The organism is Parachryseolinea silvisoli (genome assembly GCF_021190955.1).
In the GTDB taxonomy this organism is placed as follows: Bacteria; Bacteroidota; Bacteroidia; order Cytophagales; family Cyclobacteriaceae; genus Ohtaekwangia; species Ohtaekwangia silvisoli.
The window spans coordinates 120,534-142,629 of sequence record NZ_JAIOAO010000002.1 but is presented as its reverse complement, the minus strand read 5'-3'; the positions used below and the strand labels follow the sequence as shown (position 1 = coordinate 142,629).

19 protein-coding genes and 1 tRNA gene are annotated in these 22,096 nt (G+C 51.1%); 10 read left to right on the top strand and 10 right to left on the bottom strand.

Annotated elements, in window-relative coordinates; all coding sequences use genetic code 11:
• Window positions 1-30 precede the first annotated feature (30 nt).
• From trmD to K7P01_RS10325, 3 genes are all read right to left on the bottom strand, one after another.
• A complete protein-coding gene (gene trmD / locus K7P01_RS10335; protein WP_267292630.1) occupies window positions 31-705 on the bottom strand; it encodes a tRNA (guanosine(37)-N1)-methyltransferase TrmD in 675 nt (224 codons plus the stop codon).
• Between the two features lies 1 nt (window position 706).
• A complete protein-coding gene (gene rimM, locus K7P01_RS10330; protein ID WP_267292629.1) occupies window positions 707-1,222 on the bottom strand; it encodes a ribosome maturation factor RimM in 516 nt (171 codons plus the stop codon).
• Between the two features lie 66 nt (window positions 1,223-1,288).
• Window positions 1,289-1,831: a 30S ribosomal protein S16 gene (locus K7P01_RS10325; protein ID WP_267292628.1), complete on the bottom strand. Its 543-nt coding sequence runs from the start codon at window positions 1,829-1,831 to the stop codon at window positions 1,289-1,291.
• Between the two features lie 451 nt (window positions 1,832-2,282).
• Between K7P01_RS10325 and K7P01_RS10320 the strand changes: the two genes are divergently transcribed.
• The 3 genes from K7P01_RS10320 to lpdA are packed head-to-tail and all read left to right on the top strand — an operon-like array spanning window position 2,283 to window position 8,055.
• Window positions 2,283-5,039, top strand: a complete 2,757-nt coding sequence (locus K7P01_RS10320) for a 2-oxoglutarate dehydrogenase E1 component (RefSeq protein WP_267292627.1) — start codon at window positions 2,283-2,285, stop codon at window positions 5,037-5,039.
• 26 nt (window positions 5,040-5,065) lie between these two features.
• Window positions 5,066-6,610, top strand: coding sequence for a 2-oxoglutarate dehydrogenase complex dihydrolipoyllysine-residue succinyltransferase (odhB, locus tag K7P01_RS10315; RefSeq protein ID WP_267292626.1), 1,545 nt, complete (start codon window positions 5,066-5,068; stop codon window positions 6,608-6,610).
• 44 nt (window positions 6,611-6,654) lie between these two features.
• Complete coding sequence (gene lpdA / locus K7P01_RS10310; protein WP_267292625.1) at window positions 6,655-8,055, top strand: dihydrolipoyl dehydrogenase; 1,401 nt, start codon at window positions 6,655-6,657, stop codon at window positions 8,053-8,055.
• A gap of 83 nt (window positions 8,056-8,138) precedes the next feature.
• On the opposite strand, the gene K7P01_RS10305 is transcribed toward lpdA, so the two are convergent.
• Window positions 8,139-9,308, bottom strand: a complete 1,170-nt coding sequence (locus tag K7P01_RS10305) for a DUF4105 domain-containing protein (protein WP_267292623.1) — start codon at window positions 9,306-9,308, stop codon at window positions 8,139-8,141.
• An 88-nt stretch (window positions 9,309-9,396) separates the two neighbouring features.
• On the opposite strand from K7P01_RS10305, the gene K7P01_RS10300 reads away from it, so the two are divergent.
• Entirely contained in the window at window positions 9,397-10,419 is a 1,023-nt protein-coding gene (locus K7P01_RS10300; RefSeq protein ID WP_267295315.1) for an SPASM domain-containing protein, read from the top strand.
• 2 nt (window positions 10,420-10,421) lie between these two features.
• On the opposite strand, the gene K7P01_RS10295 is transcribed toward K7P01_RS10300, so the two are convergent.
• The 5 genes from K7P01_RS10295 to K7P01_RS10275 form a co-directional block, all read right to left on the bottom strand.
• The gene (locus K7P01_RS10295) at window positions 10,422-10,601 is read right to left on the bottom strand and encodes a FeoB-associated Cys-rich membrane protein (RefSeq protein ID WP_267292621.1); all 180 of its coding nucleotides are present in this window, start codon (window positions 10,599-10,601) and stop codon (window positions 10,422-10,424) included.
• Between the two features lie 97 nt (window positions 10,602-10,698).
• Entirely contained in the window at window positions 10,699-11,313 is a 615-nt protein-coding gene (locus K7P01_RS10290; protein WP_267292619.1) for a response regulator transcription factor, read from the bottom strand.
• Between the two features lies 1 nt (window position 11,314).
• A complete protein-coding gene (locus K7P01_RS10285) occupies window positions 11,315-12,109 on the bottom strand; it encodes a sensor histidine kinase (RefSeq protein ID WP_267292616.1) in 795 nt (264 codons plus the stop codon).
• A complete protein-coding gene (locus tag K7P01_RS10280; RefSeq protein WP_267292614.1) occupies window positions 12,076-12,720 on the bottom strand; it encodes a hypothetical protein in 645 nt (214 codons plus the stop codon). Before K7P01_RS10280 ends, K7P01_RS10285 begins: the two co-directional genes overlap by 34 nt.
• Before the next feature lie 3 nt (window positions 12,721-12,723).
• Window positions 12,724-13,344 carry a hypothetical protein gene (locus K7P01_RS10275; protein ID WP_267292612.1) on the bottom strand — a complete coding sequence of 207 codons (621 nt, stop codon included), beginning with the start codon at window positions 13,342-13,344 and terminating at the stop codon, window positions 12,724-12,726.
• Window positions 13,345-13,608: 264 nt separating this feature from the next.
• On the opposite strand from K7P01_RS10275, the gene K7P01_RS10270 reads away from it, so the two are divergent.
• The 4 genes from K7P01_RS10270 (at window position 13,609) to K7P01_RS10255 (ending at window position 18,711) form a co-directional block, all read left to right on the top strand.
• Window positions 13,609-14,430 carry a hypothetical protein gene (locus K7P01_RS10270; protein ID WP_267292610.1) on the top strand — a complete coding sequence of 274 codons (822 nt, stop codon included), beginning with the start codon at window positions 13,609-13,611 and terminating at the stop codon, window positions 14,428-14,430.
• 73 nt (window positions 14,431-14,503) lie between these two features.
• Complete coding sequence (locus K7P01_RS10265) at window positions 14,504-15,364, top strand: hypothetical protein (RefSeq protein WP_267292608.1); 861 nt, start codon at window positions 14,504-14,506, stop codon at window positions 15,362-15,364.
• A gap of 7 nt (window positions 15,365-15,371) precedes the next feature.
• Entirely contained in the window at window positions 15,372-16,154 is a 783-nt protein-coding gene (locus tag K7P01_RS10260) for a hypothetical protein (RefSeq protein WP_267292606.1), read from the top strand.
• A gap of 154 nt (window positions 16,155-16,308) precedes the next feature.
• Window positions 16,309-18,711: an ABC transporter permease gene (locus K7P01_RS10255; RefSeq protein WP_267292603.1), complete on the top strand. Its 2,403-nt coding sequence runs from the start codon at window positions 16,309-16,311 to the stop codon at window positions 18,709-18,711.
• Between the two features lie 66 nt (window positions 18,712-18,777).
• Here the strand turns inward: K7P01_RS10255 and K7P01_RS10250 are convergent, their stop codons facing one another.
• Window positions 18,778-20,559, bottom strand: a complete 1,782-nt coding sequence (locus K7P01_RS10250; protein WP_267292601.1) for a BamA/TamA family outer membrane protein — start codon at window positions 20,557-20,559, stop codon at window positions 18,778-18,780.
• A gap of 200 nt (window positions 20,560-20,759) precedes the next feature.
• Between K7P01_RS10250 and K7P01_RS10245 the strand changes: the two genes are divergently transcribed.
• Together K7P01_RS10245 and K7P01_RS10240 are read left to right on the top strand one after the other, a co-directional pair.
• A tRNA-Val gene (locus K7P01_RS10245) sits at window positions 20,760-20,834 on the top strand.
• A gap of 99 nt (window positions 20,835-20,933) precedes the next feature.
• Window positions 20,934-22,094 (top strand): hypothetical protein, encoded by a 1,161-nt coding sequence (locus tag K7P01_RS10240; RefSeq protein ID WP_267292599.1) that lies wholly within the window; start codon window positions 20,934-20,936, stop codon window positions 22,092-22,094.
• The last annotated feature ends 2 nt before the right edge of the window (window positions 22,095-22,096 follow it).

The following is a 22,096-nucleotide window of genomic DNA, read 5'->3' as shown; positions in this document are numbered from 1 at the left end:
AGAATTTGCCCTGAATATACTAACAAGACATTAATCCAAAAGTCCGGGCCGGCGGGCACGGGTGCGTTCTATGGCCTGGTCGTGGCGCCACTCTTCAATTTTCGCCGGGTGGCCCGATAGCAATACATCGGGCACCTTCCAGCCTTTGTACTCCGCGGGGCGCGTATATACCGGCGGGGCCACAAGGCCTGCCTGGAAAGAGTCCGACAGGGCCGAAGTTTCGTCCGACAGCACCCCCGGCAGCAGGCGGATGACGGCGTCGGCTACCACGGCCGCGGCCAGCTCGCCACCGGACAATACATAGTCGCCGATGCTGATCTCGCGGGTCACCAGGTGCTCACGTACGCGTTCGTCTACACCTTTATAATGACCGCAGAGCAGAATGAGGTTTTGCTTCAGGCTAAGCTCGTTGGCAATGGACTGTTGAAACAGCTCGCCGTCGGGGCTCATATAGATCACCTCGTCGTAGGTACGTTTGGACTTCAGGTCGTTAATGCAGTTGTCAATCGGTTCGATCGTCATCACCATGCCGGCGCCGCCACCAAAGGCATAGTCGTCGGTCGTACGGTGTTTGTTCGTGGAATAGGCCCGTAGGTCCACCACGTTTACAGTCACAAGTCCTTTCGTTTGCGCGCGTTTCAGGATTGAATCCGAAAATGGGCTCTCGACAAGTTTCGGCAGCGTAGTAATGATGTCGATGTGCATATTATATATCCAAAAAGCCTTCTGGAAGTTCTACCGCAATCAGTTTTTTACCCTTGTTTATGCTCTTAATAAACGGGCTGTTCACCGGTATCAGCACCTCCTTGCCGTAGTAGTCCAATACCAGCAGGCGGTTGGCGCCGGCCTTCATTACCTCCACAACCTTGCCGATGGCGCCCAACTGGGCATCTGTGACTTCAAAGTCTATCACCTCGTCGTCGTAGAACTGGCCGCGGCTCGATTTAGGACGGGCGGCTTTGGGCAGATAGATGCTGCGTTTGGAGATGCTCTGGGCTGACTCGGGCGTGTCGACGTCTTCTACTTTCAGATACGCCTTGCTGCCAGCGCCGGAGAGCGATTCGACAAAATAAGGCTCGAGGCGATTATTCTTTTCCAGGAACAGGGTACCAATGCCGGCCAGGTCCTCCGGGCCAACCTCGTCCAGGGAGATCGTCACTTCGCCCTTCAGGCCATGAGGCTTGAGCACATAACCGATCTTAAAATAGTCGTTGAACTCCATAGGGTGTTGTAATAAAAAATGCCAATGCGGTGAGCATTGGCATTTTTGGTATTCGGTGTTGTGCGATTAAGCTTGCGGCTCTGCAGATTCTGCAGGGGCAGCTTCGCTTTCTGCAGGAGCAGGTGCGGCAGCAGCAACGGCAGCTTCTTCAGCTACTTTCGCTTTCTGACGGATAGCTTCCGCGCGAGCTTCTTTCACTTTCGTTTCAGCTTCTCTACGAGCTTTAGCGGCAGCTTGTTTCGTCTCCGCCAGGGTCTCGCGTTTAGCCAGGATCTTAGCGTCTTTACCGTCTACCCATGCTGCCAATTTAGCATCGGCTTGCTCTTGTGTCAGGGCACCTTTGATCACACCAATTTGCAGGTGTTTCTTCATCAGGATACCACGATACGACAGCATTGCTTTTACGGTGTCGCTCGGCTGGGCGCCGTTCATCACCCAATGAAATGCGCGATCGTCTTTGATGTCGATTGTAGCAGGGTTCGTCAGGGGATTGTAGGTCCCGATTTTCTCAATAAACCGTCCATCACGTGGAGCTCTGGCGTCGGCTACGACTACATCGTACATCGCCAGTTTCTTGCGGCCTCTGCGGGCCAATCTAATTTTAACCATTACTGTTTAGATTTAAAATATGGAACTCGTCCTAATTTTTAAAGGGTGCAAAGATATTCCTTTTTCATATAAATTCATATCCGACGCCGATTTTCTATATTGCTCATCATCAATATGCTGCAACAAGGCAGATTCTGCTAAATCAACGACTACGCAGGGCAAATATTTGGGAAAAATGTGCTGATTAGCCCGTAAATGTCGTTTTTTGAAGCCTTAGGCCCAAATCAAACTGGTAAACAGCGTTTTATCACGGATTTGTGCCTGTATGCCCCGTTTTAAGACGTCTCAAAACCGAAGACGCCGTGGGGCGGGATTGGCATCTTCAAAACCGTTTGTAATCGTTTTAATGGATCATAGGGCATATATTTGGCTACGCGAGTATTCAGTTTTTTAAACTCAAACACGTTCTCTACATTTGTTCGCTCTTACTAAAAGGCTTTTCACAAATACCATGGATAAATATTCATATATCTCCAATGCAGACGTTGGTTATGTTGACCAGCTCTACCAGAACTACAAAAACGATCCTGCCTCTGTAGATCCCACCTGGCAGAAATTTTTTGAAGGGTTCGACTTCTCGCAGCAGCACGGTGGTGCTGGCAATGGGTCGAATGTACCGACCGTTGGCTCGGGCGCCACGGTTTCCGACTCCATGTCGATCAAAGAGACCCAGGTCCGGAACCTCATCTTCCAATACCGCTCCTTCGGCCACCTCAAGTCCAACACCAACCCGGTGCGCGAGCGGAGAAACCACACAGTATACCTCGATCACAAAAGCGTAGGCCTGACCGACGCGGACCTCGACGCCGAGTTTGACGTAGCGTCAGAGATCGGTATGCCGCGTGCAACACTGCGTAAGATCATCGAAAAGCTGCAGGCTGTATACCTCGGTCCGATCGGCTTCGAACATAACTTCATTCGCAACGACGACATCCGTGCGTGGTTGTATCAGAAGATCGAAAAGGAGTATTACTCCTACAACCCCAGCCAGGACGAGAAGAAACGAATCCTCGGCAAGCTCAACGAAGCGGTCGTATTCGAAAACTTCCTCCACACAAAATTCCTCGGGCAGAAACGCTTCTCGCTGGAAGGTGGCGAGAACACCATCCCTGCGCTGAACACCATCATCAATAAAGCGGCCGAGCTGGATGTAAAGGAAGTCGTGATCGGAATGGCCCACCGTGGTCGCCTTAACGTATTGTGCAACATCCTGGGCAAGACCTACGAGCAGATCTTTACCGAGTTTGAAGGAAATGTAACGCCCGAGAACCTCACCATGGGCGACGGCGACGTAAAATATCACCTGGGGTACTCCAGCCACATCAATACTCCCTCGGGACAAAAAATCTATGTAAAGCTGACGCCAAACCCCTCACACTTAGAAGCTGTAGATCCGCTTGTGTTGGGCTATACCCGCGGTCAGATCGACGACGAATACAAAGGTGAGCTTTCCAAAGGCCTGGCTATCCTCATCCACGGTGACGCCGCCGTGGCCGGTCAGGGTATCGTATACGAAGTCGTACAGATGTCCGGTCTGCCGGGCTATACTACGGGCGGTACCATTCACTTTGTCATCAACAACCAGGTAGGTTTCACGACCGACTACGACGATGCCCGTACCAGTATTTATTGTACCGACATCGCCAAGATCGTTGATGCCCCCGTGCTGCACGTCAATGGCGACGACGCCGAGGCGGTAAACTTTGCAGCCACACTGGCGGTAGAGTATCGCAACAAGTTTGGCAAAGACATCTTCATTGACATGCTGTGCTACCGTCGTCACGGCCACAACGAAAGTGATGAGCCGAAATTCACACAGCCCAAGCTGTATAACATCATTGCCAAGCATCCCAACCCGCGCGAGATCTATGTCAAGAAGCTCGTGGATCGCGCTGACGTAGACGGTGCCCTGGCCGATGAGCTGGACAAGAACTTCCGCAACCAGCTGCAAGACCGCCTGAACGAAGTAAAACAAAAACCGCTGCCCTACAAGCCTCAGAAGATTGAAGAAGAGTGGGAGCAAATGCGTTGGGCAAAGGCAGAAGACTTTGACAAGTCGCCCGACACCGGTATAAAAGAAAGCATGATCGAGAAAGTCGGCAAGGCGCTGACACAAATTCCCGAAGGCTTCAAACCGCTGAAGCAAATCGAAAAATTGTTGAAAGATCGCACAACCGCATTCTTCGAAGACAAGGTGCTGGGTTGGGCGGAAGCCGAGCTGCTGGCCTATGGCTCGCTGCTGCTCGACAAGACTCCTGTGCGTATGTCGGGTCAGGACGTAAAGCGCGGCACATTCTCGCACCGTCACGCATACTTCTTTGATGCCAATACCAACGAGCCCTACTGCGGCCTGAACAACCTCGATAAGAGCCAGGCCAAGTTCCACATCTACAACTCATTGTTGTCAGAGTTTGGCGTACTCGGCTTTGAATATGGTTATGCCATGTCGTCGCCTACAGCACTGGTGTTATGGGAAGCACAGTTTGGTGACTTCGTAAACGGAGCACAAGTAATAATCGACCAGTTCCTGTCGAGCGCCGAGTCAAAATGGCAACGCATGAACGGTATGGTTATGCTGCTGCCCCATGGTTACGAAGGTCAGGGACCGGAGCACTCCAGCTGTCGTCCCGAGCGCTTCCTGCAACTGTCGGCCGAATACAACATGGTGGTTGCCAACCCGACCACACCGGCCAACTTCTTCCACTTGCTGCGCCGTCAGGTAGCGTGGCCGTTTCGTAAGCCGGCAGTCGTGTTCTCGCCGAAGTCGCTGTTGCGTCACCCGTCCGTGATTTCACCGCTGAAGGAGTTTACAGAAGGCGCATTTGCAGAGGTGTTGGATGATCCGACAATCTCGTCCGCGAAAGAAGTAAACCGCGTGATTCTCTGCAGTGGCAAGATTTACTACGACCTGGTGGAGGTACAGCAGAAAAAGAAAACCAAAGATACCGCCATTGTCCGCCTCGAGCAGTTGGCTCCCTTCCCGGAAAAACAGCTGAAGGCTGTTCTGAAGAAATATAAAGATGCCAAGCTGGTATGGGCGCAGGAAGAACCTGCAAACATGGGCGCGCTTTCTTATATTGTACGCGTGATGCCGAAGTACAACCTCGAGTTCGTATCCCGCAAAGCCAGCGCGTCGCCGGCTACAGGCTACGTGAAAGTACACAAGGTTGAGCAAGACAAGCTGGTTAACAAGGCATTTGAAATCTGATAAACGTATCATCAAAAAATAACGGAATGGCATTACAGATAAAAGTACCGGCCGTAGGCGAGTCGATTACAGAAGTAACGATTGCCAACTGGCTGAAAAAAGATGGCGAGGCCGTACAGGCCGACGAGATCATCGCCGAACTGGAGTCCGACAAGGCAACCTTTGAGCTGCGCGCCGAAAGCGCCGGTGTGCTGAAGATCGTAAAACAACAAGGCGAGACCGTACCGATCGGTGAGGTCATCTGCGAGATCGACGCCAACGGCCAGGCTGGTGCAGCGCCTGCGCCCAAGAAAGAAGAAGCTGCTGCGGCAGCGTCTAAACCGGCCGCCACGCCGGCACCTGCTCCGTCAGCTCCCAAGGCTACCGGTGGTGTAAAAGAAATGAAAGTACCGGCCGTGGGCGAGTCCATCACGGAAGTGACGATCTCTACCTGGCTGAAGAAAGACGGCGACACGGTACAAATCGATGATATCATTGCCGAAGTGGAATCCGACAAGGCAACATTCGAGCTGCCGGCCGAAGCCACGGGCATCCTGCGCATCGTAGCGCAGGCGGGCACAACCTTGCCGATCGGCGGCCTGATCTGCCGCATTGAGGTTACCGACGGTGCCGCTGTTTCCGCCAAGCAAGAGACCGCTGCCGCGCCGGCACAGGCCTCGGGCGATAAGACCTATGCCGCCGGTCATCCTTCACCGGCAGCCGGCAAGATCCTCGACGAAAAAGGCATCCCTGCCGGACAGGTAGCGGGCACCGGTGTCGGTGGTCGTGTAACCAAAGAAGATGCACAGAAGGCCCAGGCACAAGCGCCGGCATCGAAGCCTGCCGAAAGCAAGCCTGTTGCCGCGCCGGCCGTACCAGCGGTAGCGGGTGCCCGCACCGAGCGCCGCGAAAAAATGACGTCGCTGCGCAAGACTATTGCGAAGCGCCTCGTGTCGGTGAAGAACGAGACCGCTATGCTCACCACATTCAACGAGGTGGACATGAAGCCTATCATGGAGCTACGCTCGAAGTATAAAGATCAGTTCAAAGAGAAGTATGGCGTAGGCCTCGGCTTTATGTCTTTCTTTACAAAGGCTGTGTGCGTAGCCCTGAAAGAATTCCCGGCGGTAAATGCTTCGATCGACAAAGACGAAGTTATTTTCCACGACTATTGCGACGTTTCCATTGCCGTGTCCACACCGCGTGGTCTGGTCGTGCCGGTCATACGCAATGCCGAAGCACTGAGCTTTAACCAGATCGAAAGCGAAGTGATCCGCCTGGCCACCCGTGGCCGCGACGGTAAACTCTCCATCGAAGAGATGACGGGGGGCACATTCTCCATCACCAACGGCGGTGTATTTGGTTCGATGCTGTCGACGCCGATCCTCAACCCGCCGCAGTCGGCGATCCTGGGTATGCACAACATTGTAGAGCGCGCAGTGGTAAAGAATGGCGAGATCGTTGTACGTCCGATCATGTACCTGGCACTTTCTTACGATCACCGTATTGTCGACGGTCGCGAGTCCGTTAGCTTCCTGGTGCGCGTGAAAGAGCTGCTGGAAGATCCGGGCCGGTTGATCCTGGGCGTATAAGCCAACATCGTCATTAATCACTTAATAAAGACATTCAGACTTTTATGCAATACAATGTCACGGTCATTGGCTCAGGCCCGGGAGGATACGTAGCGGCTATTCGCGCGGCGCAGCTCGGGTTTAAGACAGCCATCATAGAAAAATACAATACCCTGGGCGGAACCTGCCTCAACGTAGGCTGCATACCCTCCAAGGCACTGCTCGATTCATCCGAGCACTTCAGCAACGCCAAAGAACACTTCGCGGAGCACGGCATCGACATCCCCGCACCGAAGGTAAACTTCGGACAAATGATCAAACGCAAAGGCGACGTGGTGAAGGCCAACGTAGACGGTATCGCCTACCTGATGAAGAAGAACAAGATCGAGGTGCACACCGGCACCGGGTCGTTCGTTGACAAAAACACCATCAAGATCACCACGGCTGATGGCAAGGAAAGCACCATCACCACCGACAAGGTGATCATCGCGACCGGTTCGAAGCCTACGCCGCTGCCGTTCGCTCCCTTCGACAAGAAGCGGATCATCTCCAGCACCGAGGCCCTTGAGTTGAAAGAAATACCCAAACACCTCATCGTGATCGGTGGCGGTGTGATCGGTATGGAGCTCGGCTCGGTCTATGCGCGCATCGGCGCGAAAGTTACCGTGGTAGAATTCCTCGACAGCCTCATTCCCACCATGGACAACACCCTGGGCAAAGAGCTGGCGCGTGTAGCCAAGAAGATGGGTATTGAAACCTACCTGGGCCACAAGGTAACAGCCGTGGAAAACAAAGGCGAAGAAGTGGTGGTGAAAGCCGAGCCGAAGAATGGTGGCAACGCCGTCGAGCTGAAAGGCGACTACTGCCTCGTAAGCATCGGCCGTCGGCCCTATACCGATGGCCTCGGCCTCGACAAAATTGGTATTCAGACCGAGAAAGGTCAGATCCCCGTCGACAACCACCTGCGCACCAGCATAGACAATATCTATGCTATCGGTGACGTAGTACGTGGCGCCATGCTGGCACACAAAGCTGAAGAAGAAGGTGTATTTGTAGCCGAGCAGCTGGCAGGTCAGAAGCCGCACGTAAACTACAACCTCATTCCGGGTGTAGTATATACCTGGCCGGAAGTGGCCAGCGTGGGTCAGACCGAAGACCAGCTTAAGCAACAAGGCCGTGCCTACAAAGTAGGCAGCTTCCCGTACAAGGCCCTCGGCCGTGCACGGGCGAGTATGGACACAGACGGTCTGGTAAAGATCCTGGCCGACAAAGCCACCGACGAGATTCTCGGCGTACACATCATTGGTGCACGTGCCGCGGATATGATCGCTGCGGGTGTTACGGCCATGGAGTTCCGTGCTTCCGCGGAGGATGTAGCGCGCATGTCGCACGCCCACCCGACGTATATGGAAGCCGTGAAAGAGGCCTGCCTCGCCGCGACAGAAAATCGCGCCATCCACATGTAGTGACGTACCTGCCCGATAGGGTATAAAGAAAAAAGCCTCCTGAAGAATCTTCGGGAGGCTTTTTTAGTTGGAGTGTTGTTGACCTATGCTTTTGCCTTGCGAACACGGTACTGCGTAAAGGCCCGTACCGCCAGCGCAATGACTACGGGTATAAGTGATGTGTTGAGCTTCTGCGGCAACACCGGCCAGCTTACCAGGGTCACGACCAGGAGGATGGCTGTCACGAGGAAGTAGGTTGTCAGCCAGCGTGGCTGGCGTATAAACGCGATCACGGCGATAATGTGGAAAGGCAGCGCCCACAATAAATTGTAGTTATACGACGACTTGTGGTCCGTGGCGAACCACAGCACAAACAACAGCACACCGATCAGGCCGGCTGCACCGAACAGTAACACATCCCACCACGTCGATAATTTTTTCCGTTTCAGATCCACCACCGAGAGTATAATCGCAACCAGCGCCAGCGCACTGAACACATAGAGCGGATGGGGGAGACCCTTCACAGGATCTTCATCCCGCGGAGCAAAAACAATATTTTTCTTCTTCACCAGTGGCGCCCACCTGTTGCCGTGTTTGATCGTAGCATGGTCAAGACCTTGCTCGACATATTCCGGCAGGAACATATAGTCGAAGGGTGGCGCTTCGCGATCTATCTCGGAGCCGAGGCAAACATCGATGCCCAGATCACCCCACGGTTGCTGATGGAGGTATAGGTCCGTCAATTCGCGAATGGAATAGTGCGTCGTAATGTGTTTATCGTCGAAAGCTATGCTGTCGCCGAGGGCTTTGATCAGCACACCCGGCATCTTGGTGGCGCAGTTGTCGTAGAAGTAGTCGTAGCGATAGTGCTCGTTTTCCGGCAAGGTGTTCCACTCCAGGTAGTCGAATACTTTTTGTTTTTGTGCGGGTGTCAGGTTCAGCTCCTGCTCGTGTATATACCGGTTGTGGTAAATATAGGGAAGCTTAAAACGTTCATAAGAATAGGCACCCAATTGGTAATACATATAGCCCCGCGCAAAGTTCAGGTAGAAGTTGGGTTGGTCGAAGTCGAAGATGCCGTAGTTATAGGCGTCATCGAGCCCGAGTGCGGGGTCATATACGCGAAAAGCACTATGGCCAAATGCCGAGTACAGCTCGCCTTGCCAGGGGGCGCAGGTGATGACCGAAATAGTGGCCCGGTCGGACAACTGGCGGGGTTGGGAGTAGCCTTGCAGGGCTATGCAGCCCAACAACAGAAATACGATCTTCTTCATAAACAGAAGCGTGCAAAGGCGGCACGCGCCGGGAAAGATAATGACATTCTGCCATCCGAAAGCGCCTTTTACCGACTATCTTGCACGCATGATGGGTGGATGGAATGACCGGCTGAATTTTGCTTCCAAAACGACCGCAACGCGGGCGTGGAATGCAGCCCGGATATACACCAGCTACCAGCGCTCGCGCCTCACGGGCACTCCCAACATGGCGGGACTTCCCATCAGTATCTCCTTCGAGCCCACCACATCGTGTAATCTGCGCTGCCCCGAATGCCCCAGCGGTCTGCGATCATTTACGCGGCCCACCGGAATGCTCGGCAAAGCCTTGTTTCAAAACGTCATCGATCAGCTGGCGCCGTCGCTCAGCTACCTCACCTTTTATTTTCAGGGTGAGCCCTACCTGCATCCCGACTTTCTGGACATGGTGCAGTATGCTTCGCGCAAAGGTATCTATACCGCTACATCTACCAATGCACATTATCTGACCGAAGAACGCGCCAGGCTTACCGTGGAGTCGGGCCTCGATCGCCTGATTATTTCCATCGACGGCACCACCCAGGACACCTATCAATCGTATCGTGTCGGTGGCAATCTCGACAAAGTGTTAGAGGGTGCGCGAAATGTATTGGCGTGGAAGAAAAAATTAAAAGCAAAGACACCACACGTCATCTTCCAGTTCCTGGTGGTGAAGCCCAACGAACATCAGATACCCGAAGTCTATGCACTGGCAAAAGAATTAGGCGTAGACCAGGTGTTGCTCAAAACCGCGCAGATATACGACTACGAAAACGGATCTGACCTCATTCCCACACAAGACAAATACGCACGTTACTATCAGAAGGTCGACGGTACCTATGGCATCAAGAACAGCCTCGACAATCATTGCTGGAAAATGTGGCACAGTTGTGTCATCACGTGGGATGGAAAGATTGTGCCGTGCTGCTTTGACAAAGACGCGCACCATGTGCTGGGCGATCTAAATCAACAAAGCTTTGAAGAGATCTGGCGGGGACCTGCCTATCAGGACTTCCGCGCAACGCTCATGCGGTCGCGCAGCGAAATAGAGATGTGTAAAAATTGCACGGAGGGAGCGAAGGTCTGGGCGTAACGTTAGATGCCCTTTTGCCGCAGCTGCTGTTCGATCTTATTAAAATCCACCGCGCCACACTTGCCACACCCCGAGGCGCAACCTGCGCCCGACGCCTTGGCACGGAACGAACGATACACCATTCTGCCCAAATAGGCCACGGCGCCCGCAAAAATCGCCAGGATCAGAATCGTTTGGATCATAGCGTAAAAGTACAAAATCTCGTCTTTCAAACACACTTGTCAGCCGGGCAGTTCCTCGCCAGTATCCATTTTTCTTCGCAACCCTCGTGGGTAAAGATTAAATAATCCGGTTGTTCAGCGCAAATTGCACCAATTGCGACGTGTTGTGCGCCCCTATTTTGCGCAGAATGTTTTTGCGGTGAGTCTTGACAGTTTGGTCTGCAATGAAAAGCTTTTCAGCGATCTGCGTGCTGGTCAGTCCCTCGCACAGAAGTTTCACGATCTCTATTTCTCGGTCGCTAAGCTTGAAAGAGGTAGTTTCGTTTTCATCTGTACAAAATGACTGGATCAAATCGAAGTACGATTTGCCCTCCATTACACGTATAATTGCGTCGCTCAACTCTTTACCGGTATTACTTTTCAGCAGACAGCCTTCAATACCGATACGAATGATCTCTTCCAGAAACGATTTTTGTGCATACATCGTGAGGATCAAGATTTTTACCGCGGGGTACTTGGCCTTGACTTTCTCCGCGCACTTGATACCGTTCATAACAGGCATATTGATGTCGAGCACGATAATGTCAGCGTGCTGCCTCGCGAGGAACTGGAGCACCTGCTCACCGTTACTGGCTTCGCCGCATACTTCAATACCGTCATGGGCACTCAGGACGGCCCGTAGCCCCTCTAGTACGATGGCGTGATCGTCGGCCAACAGAACTTTGATTTTCATTTTATAGGGGGATTTCCAGTGTCATAGCAAAGCCATTCTTTCCTTTATTGCCGATGTGGAGTGTGCCCCCCATCTTCTCCACGCGTGTAGCGATGTTACGCAGGCCGATACCGTTCGCCTGCGTAAGTGGGGACTGGATACCAACACCGTTGTCTTCATAGATCACACTTAGGTATTCGGTTTTTACCTGGGTGATGGTCACATCGATCTCGGTGGCCCGTGCGTGCTTGAGCGTGTTGTTGATGAGCTCCTGTAGAATTCGGTATAAATTTATACTGACTTCTGTCTGCACGTCGGCATTCAATTCCAGTGTGCAGTGCACACGAACCGATCCGCTGTCACTAACAACCTGGACAAGATCTTTCACAGCCTGCCGAAATCCAAAGTGCTTAAGTGCCGCCGAGTCCAGTCGATGTGAAATCTTTCGTACTTCCTCATTGGCCTGGTGGGCGAGTTTACTGATTGATTCTGCAAACTGCCATTGAAAATCTGTTTTTTCACTTTTAAGTGAAGTGTCGACGTACATGGTAAGTGTTACCAGCAGGCTGCCGAGGTTGTCGTGCAGCTCTTCGGCGATGCGCTGCCGTTCCATATCCTGCCCGTCTAACAAAGCGTAGGCCGAGCGCAGTTCCTGACGTCGCAATAGATCCTCGATTTCCTGGTAGGCCAGCTTGCGTTTGATCAGTTTCCGTTGGTAGAGGTAAATGAACGTGGTGATGGCCGAGGTGAGGAACAACATTCCAAACGATCCGGCGATAAGGATTACTTCATGCCTGAGTTCGGTACTGCCTTCCATAGTGCCGCGGTAAAAATGATGTTCTTAATAATATTTGAAATGTTGTGCAGGATCCAGGAACTATAGAATCGATCCGGAGATAAAGATAAAATATCCGTTGACAGTAGAAAAGAAAAGAATGCACCCGAAAAGTAGAAGAGTATGCCCACCACAATCCAAAACTCCGAGCTTTTATCGATAAAGATATCCGTTTCGTTCTGGAAGATGCTGTAAAAATATAGGGTTGAGAACAAAATCATGATGCCAGCTTCGAGGGTACGGGAATATGCGTTGAACGACATCAAGTGTGTTACGAGGATCACATCGGCCAGGTAGAGAAGTGCAAAGATCACGGCGATGGACACGATGAACTTTCGATACGGCGTCAGCCGCAAGTAAAAGAAGTAGGAGAATAACAGACCCTCGGTCAGACCATATATATTCGCGACAGGCATGTTGGGGATGCTGTTCATGAGTAACGCCAGCATCACAACATCACTGAGAAAGGATAGCAATACAACGAATAGTATTGTGCGGATGATCGTGGCATACGCCCGCCAGTGCCGTTGCCCGATCAACAGACCGGGCAACGGCGAGAAAATGGAGCCATACATTAACACATCGTCGAGCATAGGCTATTGGCACCGGTTAGGACAGGGGGCAGAAGTGTTGTACATGGGCGGTGGAATGTCTTTGTGAATCTTTTCATTAAGAAATATTTTCGCTTTAGTAAAATCAGGATCTATATTGTAGAAGTTGTGGCCGCTTTTCAGTACGGGCATCAGCAAGACATCATTCATCTGCTGGCCTTCATGTACGGCGCGTCCCATATAGATACGGATGCCCGCAACAGCGTCGTTGGGATGAGCAACGTTATATCGGTTGATGGCCTGTACCATTTCGTTTAGCGTGTTAATGCCGAATGAAAAACCATAGGCATCGTTTTCTGCCCTATATTCATAACCGGCTTCCTCTGCCGCCTGGCTCATAAAATCTTTATAGGCCCTGATCTTGCGCGCTGCCCGTAATGAGTCTATTGCCTCGCCCCGATCCGGATCCATCACGCGTAGGGCGCAAAGTCGGTTTAGCAACGCCTTGTTAGAGTCGGGATGCGGCAGTACCTGGAACAAGGCTTTCAGTGAATCGCCTCCTGCAGACGCTGTTGTACGGGCACTGTCCTCTTTTTTGCCTGGACAGGCAGACAGCGTCACCATCAGTAGTAAACTTGCAAAGGGAACGAGAAAGGTAGGTTTCATAAAATATAAGGGTTAGTGTTTTTTTGTTAGAGGGATCGAAATTAATGGTTAGCCCATACCAGCTCCAATACCCACCAGGAGGTATTCTCTCACTGCTACCAAGATATTGTTTTTTTAACTGTGGCCCTGGGTATTCATATTATCTTTTCGAATACCACCAGCTAGGTATTGATCATCCCCATGTATAGTCTCTAGCTTTGATGTAGTCAACGGAGAAATTCAAAAAAGACTCTATTATAACCTCAGGCTTAAATCTTAATAGATATGAAAATACAAGTTCTACTCCTCATCGCGACCCTTCTGACAGGAAGTGTACTATACGCCCCAGCGCAAGACTTCAAACTGTTCTATCAGTTTATTGAAGATAGCGAGATAACACCGTGTGTCCTGGATGGCACGGTGGCACCTGGTACAAATAATATGATTGCCAAGAGCGGCTATAAATTTAAAGTCGAAAGGATCATGAGCGATCACAGCGCGGTTGTCATCTCATTCCTCGAATGGAGAGGAGATAAAAGCTCGGACAGTAATCTTAAATATGTATATACTACACAAATGGTGTCGGGTGTAGCCAAAGCAGACGAAAATCAACGGCTATATTTCAAGCTTTCGGCGGCAAACCTGGCCAACAAGGCGCTGCCTGCCGATGAGTTGCCACGGGCAGGGTTTCTCCTCGGTGCCATTACCACGCCTATCAAAATGCGTTTCGGTGACGGTAAAGATCGCTTTTTCGATCTCACGTCCAATGTGAATCTGGGTGTGTCCTTCGGGTATCGCATGAGACTCGGTGGTAATGTCTTTGTCGCGCCAATGACGGGCGTCTCCATCACCTCCGTTCCCATGACAACAGAAGATACGAAAGGGACACTTTCTGAAGCCACCAACGTGGCCTGCCTGTCGATTCCGCTGTCGGTGATCTTTTTTATCGACAATTTTCAGTTGGGTATTTCCGGCGGTCTCGATATACCGTCGGGTAAAGTTGGTCGCGATTGGATCTACCGTGACTCGCCGTGGCTGGGAATTGGGCTCGGATACAACATTTTTGAGTTGGCCAGCAAACCGGCTACGCAAAAGAATAGAGACTAGCAGATGCCGTGGTGTATTCTCTCCGGGTGCCACGGCATACGACTACAAACACTAAATATCTAACACCTGAAACATGAAAATACGCATCGTGCTGTTTTTCTGTATCATGCTTAGCGCACGTCGGTGCGCCTCCCAGCAGCGGGAATACGATAGTGCTCCGCGCGAGGCACGCGAGCGATCTGAGCGGGCATATGACAACGCACGTCTGGAAATGGCGGAAATCCGCGGTGTAGACGAAGCCATGCGTGAAGAGTTTGAGCGTTTCGAAGCGAAGCAGGCATTGCAAGGATCCGCATTACAGCATCTCCTTGCCAAGGAGCAGGTGAAGCAGATGATCCTCACCAAGTTCGACTCACTGCATCCTGCTTTGAAAGCAGCTGAGATAAAGGGCGAGCTTGAACAATCTATCTCTTTTTCTTTTGTGAACCGTACAAGCGAAGAGCAAGCGATTCGTAGCGCAAAGATTCTGAACTTACAACGGCTGCTAAATGATCTCACCGAGCAAATTATATTCCTGGGTGCCACTGGTACGGAAGACCAGGTTAAGCGCGCGGCGGTGTCTATAGATGACGGCGTTGTAAAAATCGCTTTTTTGAGCGTACGAGATAGCTGGATACGCATTTCAACGCTACGCGATCAACTCAGCCGCCTGGAAGATAAATACCTATCCAGGGGTGTGATCGACTGCAGGGGCAAACTATGCAATGAAATTTCTTTGGTGCATAACCTGATACCGGTCGATTTTACCTCCACGCGGAATGACTTGAGTCGCATTCAAGAATTGCGTGATCTTTTAGAAAGATTCTCGTACCAGTATTTCCAGAGATCAAAACCAAATGCGGGCACGCTCAGCAAATGTTGCGTTGATCTTTTTGTACAGAACATCCTGCAATCAAATCTAATAGTTCCCGAAACAGTACAACCCCAAAAATAATATCCCCATGAAATTCACATGCTTCACGTTTATGCTGGTGGCGACATTCGCCACGCGCATTCAGGCGCAGGACCCCATTACGCTGATTGCCTCCACACTCATTCCCAAACTCGTAGAAGGTACCAATGCCGTTATTGACAAGGTGAAAGAAAACAAAGAAGCCAAAAATAAGCAGAAGGAGAAAACACAACTGGAAGTCGACAAAGCCTTGAAAAAGTTGCAGCAAGACAACGCCGACAATCTAACGAACTTAAACAAGTCTATTAAAGAATCCAATGGTAAGGTGACCGAGCTGAAGAAGATATACGCCAACATCAAGGAGTTACTATATCCGCTTGGCAGTCTACAGGCTCTCACCGATCCTGATCTTCACAATGCCATCATCAATTCATCCGACCTAAAGAAAGTAATTATCAGCCGCTATCGATCCACATGGCATGACATGAAATATTATTATGAAAGCGTCTCCAAGTTACAGGATGATGATCAATGGAACGACCCAACGAACAAGGTAGCACTAACCAATGACGTGAAAACCGTATTTGATAAATTGAACAGGATACAGGGCATTGTCGCCAACATTAACGAACCGAGCCACAATTCTGCTGATGCCGAGATTGAACAACACCGCAGGGCAATCTCACGAAGCTCCACGGAGATCGCCGATGCTAAAAAAGCTGTAATTGAAATTCTAGACTTGCTTACCGCGCGATTGTCTCTCAGCAAGAACGAAACAGATGAACTGGTGCGGGTGATCACTACGCAGAAAGAGAAAATAGAAATGCCCTAGCAGCTTCCAAAGGTACTGTTGAACCGTCCGGTCCCGGACAGTCCAACACACATTCGGACAAGTCCATGCCCCTCGAATAGCTAAGAGAGCCCTTTTACAGGATTTTCCGTGCTGGCATTGATCTTGGTATTCCATCGCCGGATAACTTCGTACCATGCTGAAAAACTATTTCAAGACAGCCTTTCGAAACCTGCTTCGGGATGCGGGCATTTCGATTATCAACCTCTCAGGGCTCACGCTGGGTATCACCTGCGGACTCATCCTGTTCCTGATGGTAAACTTCATGGGCAGCTTTGACGCCGACCAGTCCCGTCGCGATCGCATCTATCGGGTGGTGAGCCAGTCCGAAGGTAACGAAGGGAAAGACTATGGAGAGGGGGTGCCGCCGGCATTGCCCGATGCCTTTCGCACCGATTTTCCGGAAGTGGAAGAAGTGGTGTTTATATCCAATCGCGGCGACGACATGATCACCATTCCGCAAGCCCATGGTGAATCCAAAAAATATCTGGAAGAAAAGGGCATCACGTTTACCGAGCCAGGTTTCTTTCGCCTGTTTGATCGTCACGTTGTAGAAGGCGATCCGGTCAAAGGCCTGGATGAGCCGAACGAAGCGGTTATCGCCGCTTCCTGGGCGCGCAAATATTTCGGACGTGAAGACGTCATTGGTGAAGAAATTATCTTTGATAAGCAAACCTATAAGATCACCACTGTTGTGGACGAAGCATCCGCGGCAACCGACTTTCCCTTCAACTTGTTTCTTTCCTATAGTACGATTGAGAAACAAACCGAAGAACCCGGCTGGGGCAATACCTGGAGCGAACAACAATGTTATATATTGTTAAAAGACGAGCAGCAGGCGGCCGCCATTGACAAACGCCTGCCAGACTTCGGGCTGAAATACCTCGGCAAAGACGATCCCGATAAGACGACGTTCTTTTTACAGCCCATGGCGGAAATGCACTTCGACAAACGCTTCGGTACATATTCGCATTCTACCATCTCGCGTGCAACCCTTTCCACCCTGGGGGTAATCGGTATCATCCTCATCATTACAGCATGTATAAACTTTATCAACCTGTCTACCGCCGAGGCGATTAAGCGATCGAAAGAAGTTGGGGTGCGCAAATCGCTGGGCAGCACGCGTGCGCAGCTAATCGCGCAGTTCCTTGGCGAGACATCGTTGGTGACAATTGTAGCGGTGGTCCTCTCCCTGGTCATCACGCAGATTGCGTTGGGGTATATCAATACCTTCCTCGATATATCGCTCAAACTTGACATAACAGCTGCTTCGCTGTGGGCCTATCTGCTGACGGTAACCGTGGTGGTGTCGGTATGTTCAGGCCTTTACCCGGCCTTTGTGGTGTCGGGATATAGTCCTGCCTTTGCACTCAAGAACCTCGTGGGCAATAAGAACTCCTCCAGCTATGCATTGCGTCGCACGCTCGTGGTAGTCCAATTCTGTATCTCGCAGCTCTTTATTATCGGCACCATTATCATCATCCGGCAAATGGACTTTTACCAAAAGAAAGACCTGGGCTTTGTGCAGGATGCCATCATCAACGTGGCGATACCCGAGCGCGAGAATGCCGGGGAGGGTGATGGTGCAAGCAAGATGCGCACGCTGCGCGACGAGATGGCGCGTGTGCCGGGGGTGACAATTGCTAGTCTGGCCAGTGCCCCGCCGTCGTCGGGCAACGTACAGGGTACAACGCTTAGGATCAACGGTGTCGACAAAAAAGTGGAAATCGAGATCAAACAGATCGACGGTAATTACATCGAGCTGTATAAGCTCAATCTCCTGGCCGGTCAGAATGTGCAAGACCTCGACACAGCCCGCGGATATATCGTTAACGAAAAGACGGCAAAGCTCGCCGGATTCAACAATCCGCCGGACATGATCGGCACTGAGATCAAAGTGTGGGGCAAGGCCTTTCCCGTGGTGGGCGTGGTTCAAAACTTTCACACGCAGTCGCTACACGATCCGATGGGTGCCGCTGTCATGTTTAACAGCCTGCGGGGGTATAACGGACTGGCCTTAAAGATCGACATGGCACGCAGCCAGGAGATCATCGAAACAATGAAAACAAAATGGGAGGCCGCCTATCCCGAACACATCTTCGCCTATACTTTCCTGGATCAGGATATTCGCGAGTTCTATGAAGAAGAACAGAAAATGTCGGTCATGCTTTCCATCTTTACGTCCATGGCCATCTTCATCGGTTGCCTCGGTCTCTTCGGCCTGGCAACGTTCATGACCAACCAGAAGACAAAAGAGATTGGCATCCGCAAGGTGCTGGGCGCTTCTGCGGAAAGCATCGTGTTGATGTTCTCGAAAGAATATGTGCGGCTCATCATCATCGGCTTTGTACTCGCCGCACCCGTGGCGTGGGTGGTAATGAACCAGTTCCTAAGCGAATATGCCTATAAAATTGACATTGGCGCCGACATCTTCGTGATGTCGATTGGCATAACCTTGCTCATCGCGCTCGCAACAGTAGGATATCGATCGGTCCGTGCAGCGACGACCAACCCGGTCAACTCGCTGCGATCGGAATAAAGCTAAATAGTGTAAATGCCTGGGCCGGTTTCCTCACGGAGACTGGCCTTTGGTTTTTTATAGATCCTAATTATTGTAGCGTACCAGGGAAGGGGGTGTTACAAACCGTCCGCTGTACTTCAATCGAAGATTCGTCGTAATCCGAAAACTCAGATGGTCTACGCCGTCGATGGCTTCGGGAAAGTAGAAGGCGCGAAGCTCGATCGTGCCGAAAATCAGGTTTTCGTTTCGGATGCGAAACCCACCGGTGGCGCCAAAGAAAAAGTTCTTCGGTAACACGACGGGTGCCTGCGCGCGCAGGTGCGCACTCTCTAACGACACAAAGGGCGCACAACGAAAGCCGGCAAATATCCAGGAGGTGTATAACGTTGTCTCTGTACGCAGAATGATTCGTTGAGCACCGTAGAGACTGTCGGGTGAAAACCCCTTGAGCTCTTCGTTCAAGGTGAGCATCTCGCGTATACGAGGGTTAAAGGCGCGGGCATACCCCCCCTCTACCAGCTGACGTACCTTAAACCTTTTGGTGGCGAACAACTTGCTATAATATTGCCCGCTAATGGAGAGGAACGCATCCTCTGCTTTTTTAGCGCGATAAAAAGTGCCGAAGGCGCCTTCAATCTGGTAAAAATTGCCCCCCTTGTGCACGAAGCTTTTTAAGACAGATAAACCTGAATACAGGCGCTTTTCAGCGAGCTCCTCCATCCATCCCGAAGTAAGCGTGATGGTTTGCCCGTACGGCACGTCTTCCGTTCGTCCAAAGCCGTACACATAACGGGTCTTATAAAAGTTCTGATCGTAAAACGTAAACGAGCCCAACAGAAAACGTTGGTCGTTATACAAGCCGCGGACACGGTCCCATTCCTGCGATGGCTGTTTCGAATAATGCTGGCGGAAATAACGCATCGCCGCAAAGTAACGATGGCGGTTGGTAAAGCTATTGGCGCCCAGGTTATAACCCACCCATACATCTTCGAAATTATACCGGTACTGGCGAAAGAGTGAGTCCGACGTTCTATACACATTCTTTGACCAGTTCTGACTTGCTTCGAACCCACCGGCAAACCGCGAGTACGGTGACACCAGTGGCCGGTCGAGCCGCACAAAAAAGGCATGCTCGTATTCTTCGCCCAGGCTGCGCGAGTTGTCAAGTCGCGTATAGCCTGCATAGGCATTAATGAGCGTGCCCATAATACTGGACTTGCGGTAGATGACATCCCATGCAAACGCGGGATTGCGCCCACCTTCAAAACCTAGGTCGGCTTGCACGCGTTGCCCCATTCCGCCGACGTTCGCATCGTACACACCCACAACATATTCGTCGAGGCCCTTTACGGATCCGGTAAAACCCAAGCTAAAAACGTCGCGCGTAACCACTTCCAGGTCGACTGAGTCGCGCTGGCCGGGAACGCGGTGCACAATGATCTTCGAGTCGAGAATAAAATCGAGGTCGCGTAGGTAGCGCTCGTTGTCAGCCACTTTGTACGGATTTAGCTGTCGCTTTTCACGTAAGAACAAATGATTGCGGATCACGCTCTCACGTGTGTCATAGTGCAGGGTGTTGGCCAGGCGCGTAATACGGTCACGAATTCGCCTGGACGAATCATAAATTGACCGCTCAAAACCGATCTGCCGGATGTAGATTCGGCGGATAAATTTGTCCTTGTAGGGCATAAAGGCTGCCTCGCTTTTCACTGCCACGACCGTCGTATCCTTCTGCTTTCTCCAGATGCGGTTTTTTACCTCCTTAGAAACCCGGTTATTCATGATTCGATTCTTGACAGAATCAATTTGCGCCGACAGCCCCGTCCACATCAGGACCATTGCCACAAATAATACCGTTCTTAGCATGGAAACATTATGTAGAAGAGGAGTACTGGGAGATAGTACAAAAAACCATAAACGGCCGTTGATCCCACTTATTGCTGCACGAATCGGGCCATAACTTTAAAAGTGGCATCGCAACGTAGACTTTCTTCTACAATATAAAACGATTGCTAACGGCTACTGTTTGCAACCTTCGCTTTTATTTTTAGATTCGCCCCGTAATCGGGCAATTAGCTCAGCTGGTTTAGAGCACTACCTCGACAAGGTAGGGGTCACTGGTTCGAACCCAGTATTGCCCACCTGACAGGACAAATTTGAAATCTTCGAATTGTCCTGTCTTTTTTTTGTGTCTAATGATCTGTTAATCAAATAACAAGGACTGGTTATCTTTGCCGGCAATGCATTGGTTTTACGACACCCGACGCCAGGTCATCTTCATCTCGATACTCTATCTCGCCGTCAGCGCTTTTCAGTATCGTCAGTATGGTGTCAAGGTTGTGAACGACTCTGCACGGTACATCGAATATGCCACCGGGCTGCATCAGACCCTCTATTTCGATCCGCATAACTTCTGGTATATCGGCTACGCGCTCTACATCTTCGGTGTGCAGCTTGTTGGAGGAAGTGCTGAGATTATTGTGGCGGGTCAGTATACGCTGGGCTTATTAGCGGTCATCGCACTGTTTTTTACATCGTTGACGGTCTGGAACAACAACCTCGCCGCAGTATTTACCGCCGTGGCATTCATTTTCTTTATCGATATCGGCCAGTGGCATTCTTACGTGCTTGCTGAATCGATCTACACGAGCTTCCTATGCTTTTCACTCTTTCTCTTATCGAAATTGTATGGTGGCCGGAAAAGCACCGTGTGGCATATTCTTACCGCGCTTGTCGTTTTGTACACGGCCTTCATGAAGCCAACAGGCATTGCATTGCCCGGAGCGCTTCTCTTTGTGGTTCTTCACTATGCGCCCGGGCGATTAAAATCACGATTACTGCGAAACAGCATACGCGTTGCTGCGACGCTGATCTTCCTTTTGCTGGTGAACAGGATGCTGACGACTTACCTGGTGATGGAGAACTATAGACTGGGTGAAGTTATCTATGCCATCAGGCTATTGCCATCAACGCCCGGGTACGAAACGATGATCATCACACCGCCAGTTGTTCCGTACGTGCCACCCCCTGGCATGCCGCCACTCCTGAAGATCGTGAGCTTTATTCTTCACCATCCGTTATACTGGATGCAGCTTTTCTTTACCAAAGTGTTTTTTTTGCTGGCGCATGTGCGCCCCTACTGGTCGGTCACCCATAATCTCTACGCAACGCTGCTGCTGTTACCGGCCTATTTTCTGTTCGTGAAAGGCATACGGTCGGAAAAACTGAACCCGGCAAGTGTATTCGCATTGGCATACGTGGCCATCCAGATATTCGGTGTGGGGATCACGTCAGAAGACTGGGATGGACGCTTTTTAGCGCCCATCCTTCCCGTTGTTTTCCTATACAGTGGTAAAGGGTTTGCCTCGTATTTTAGAAAGAGGGTCAGGCCGATGGTATAATA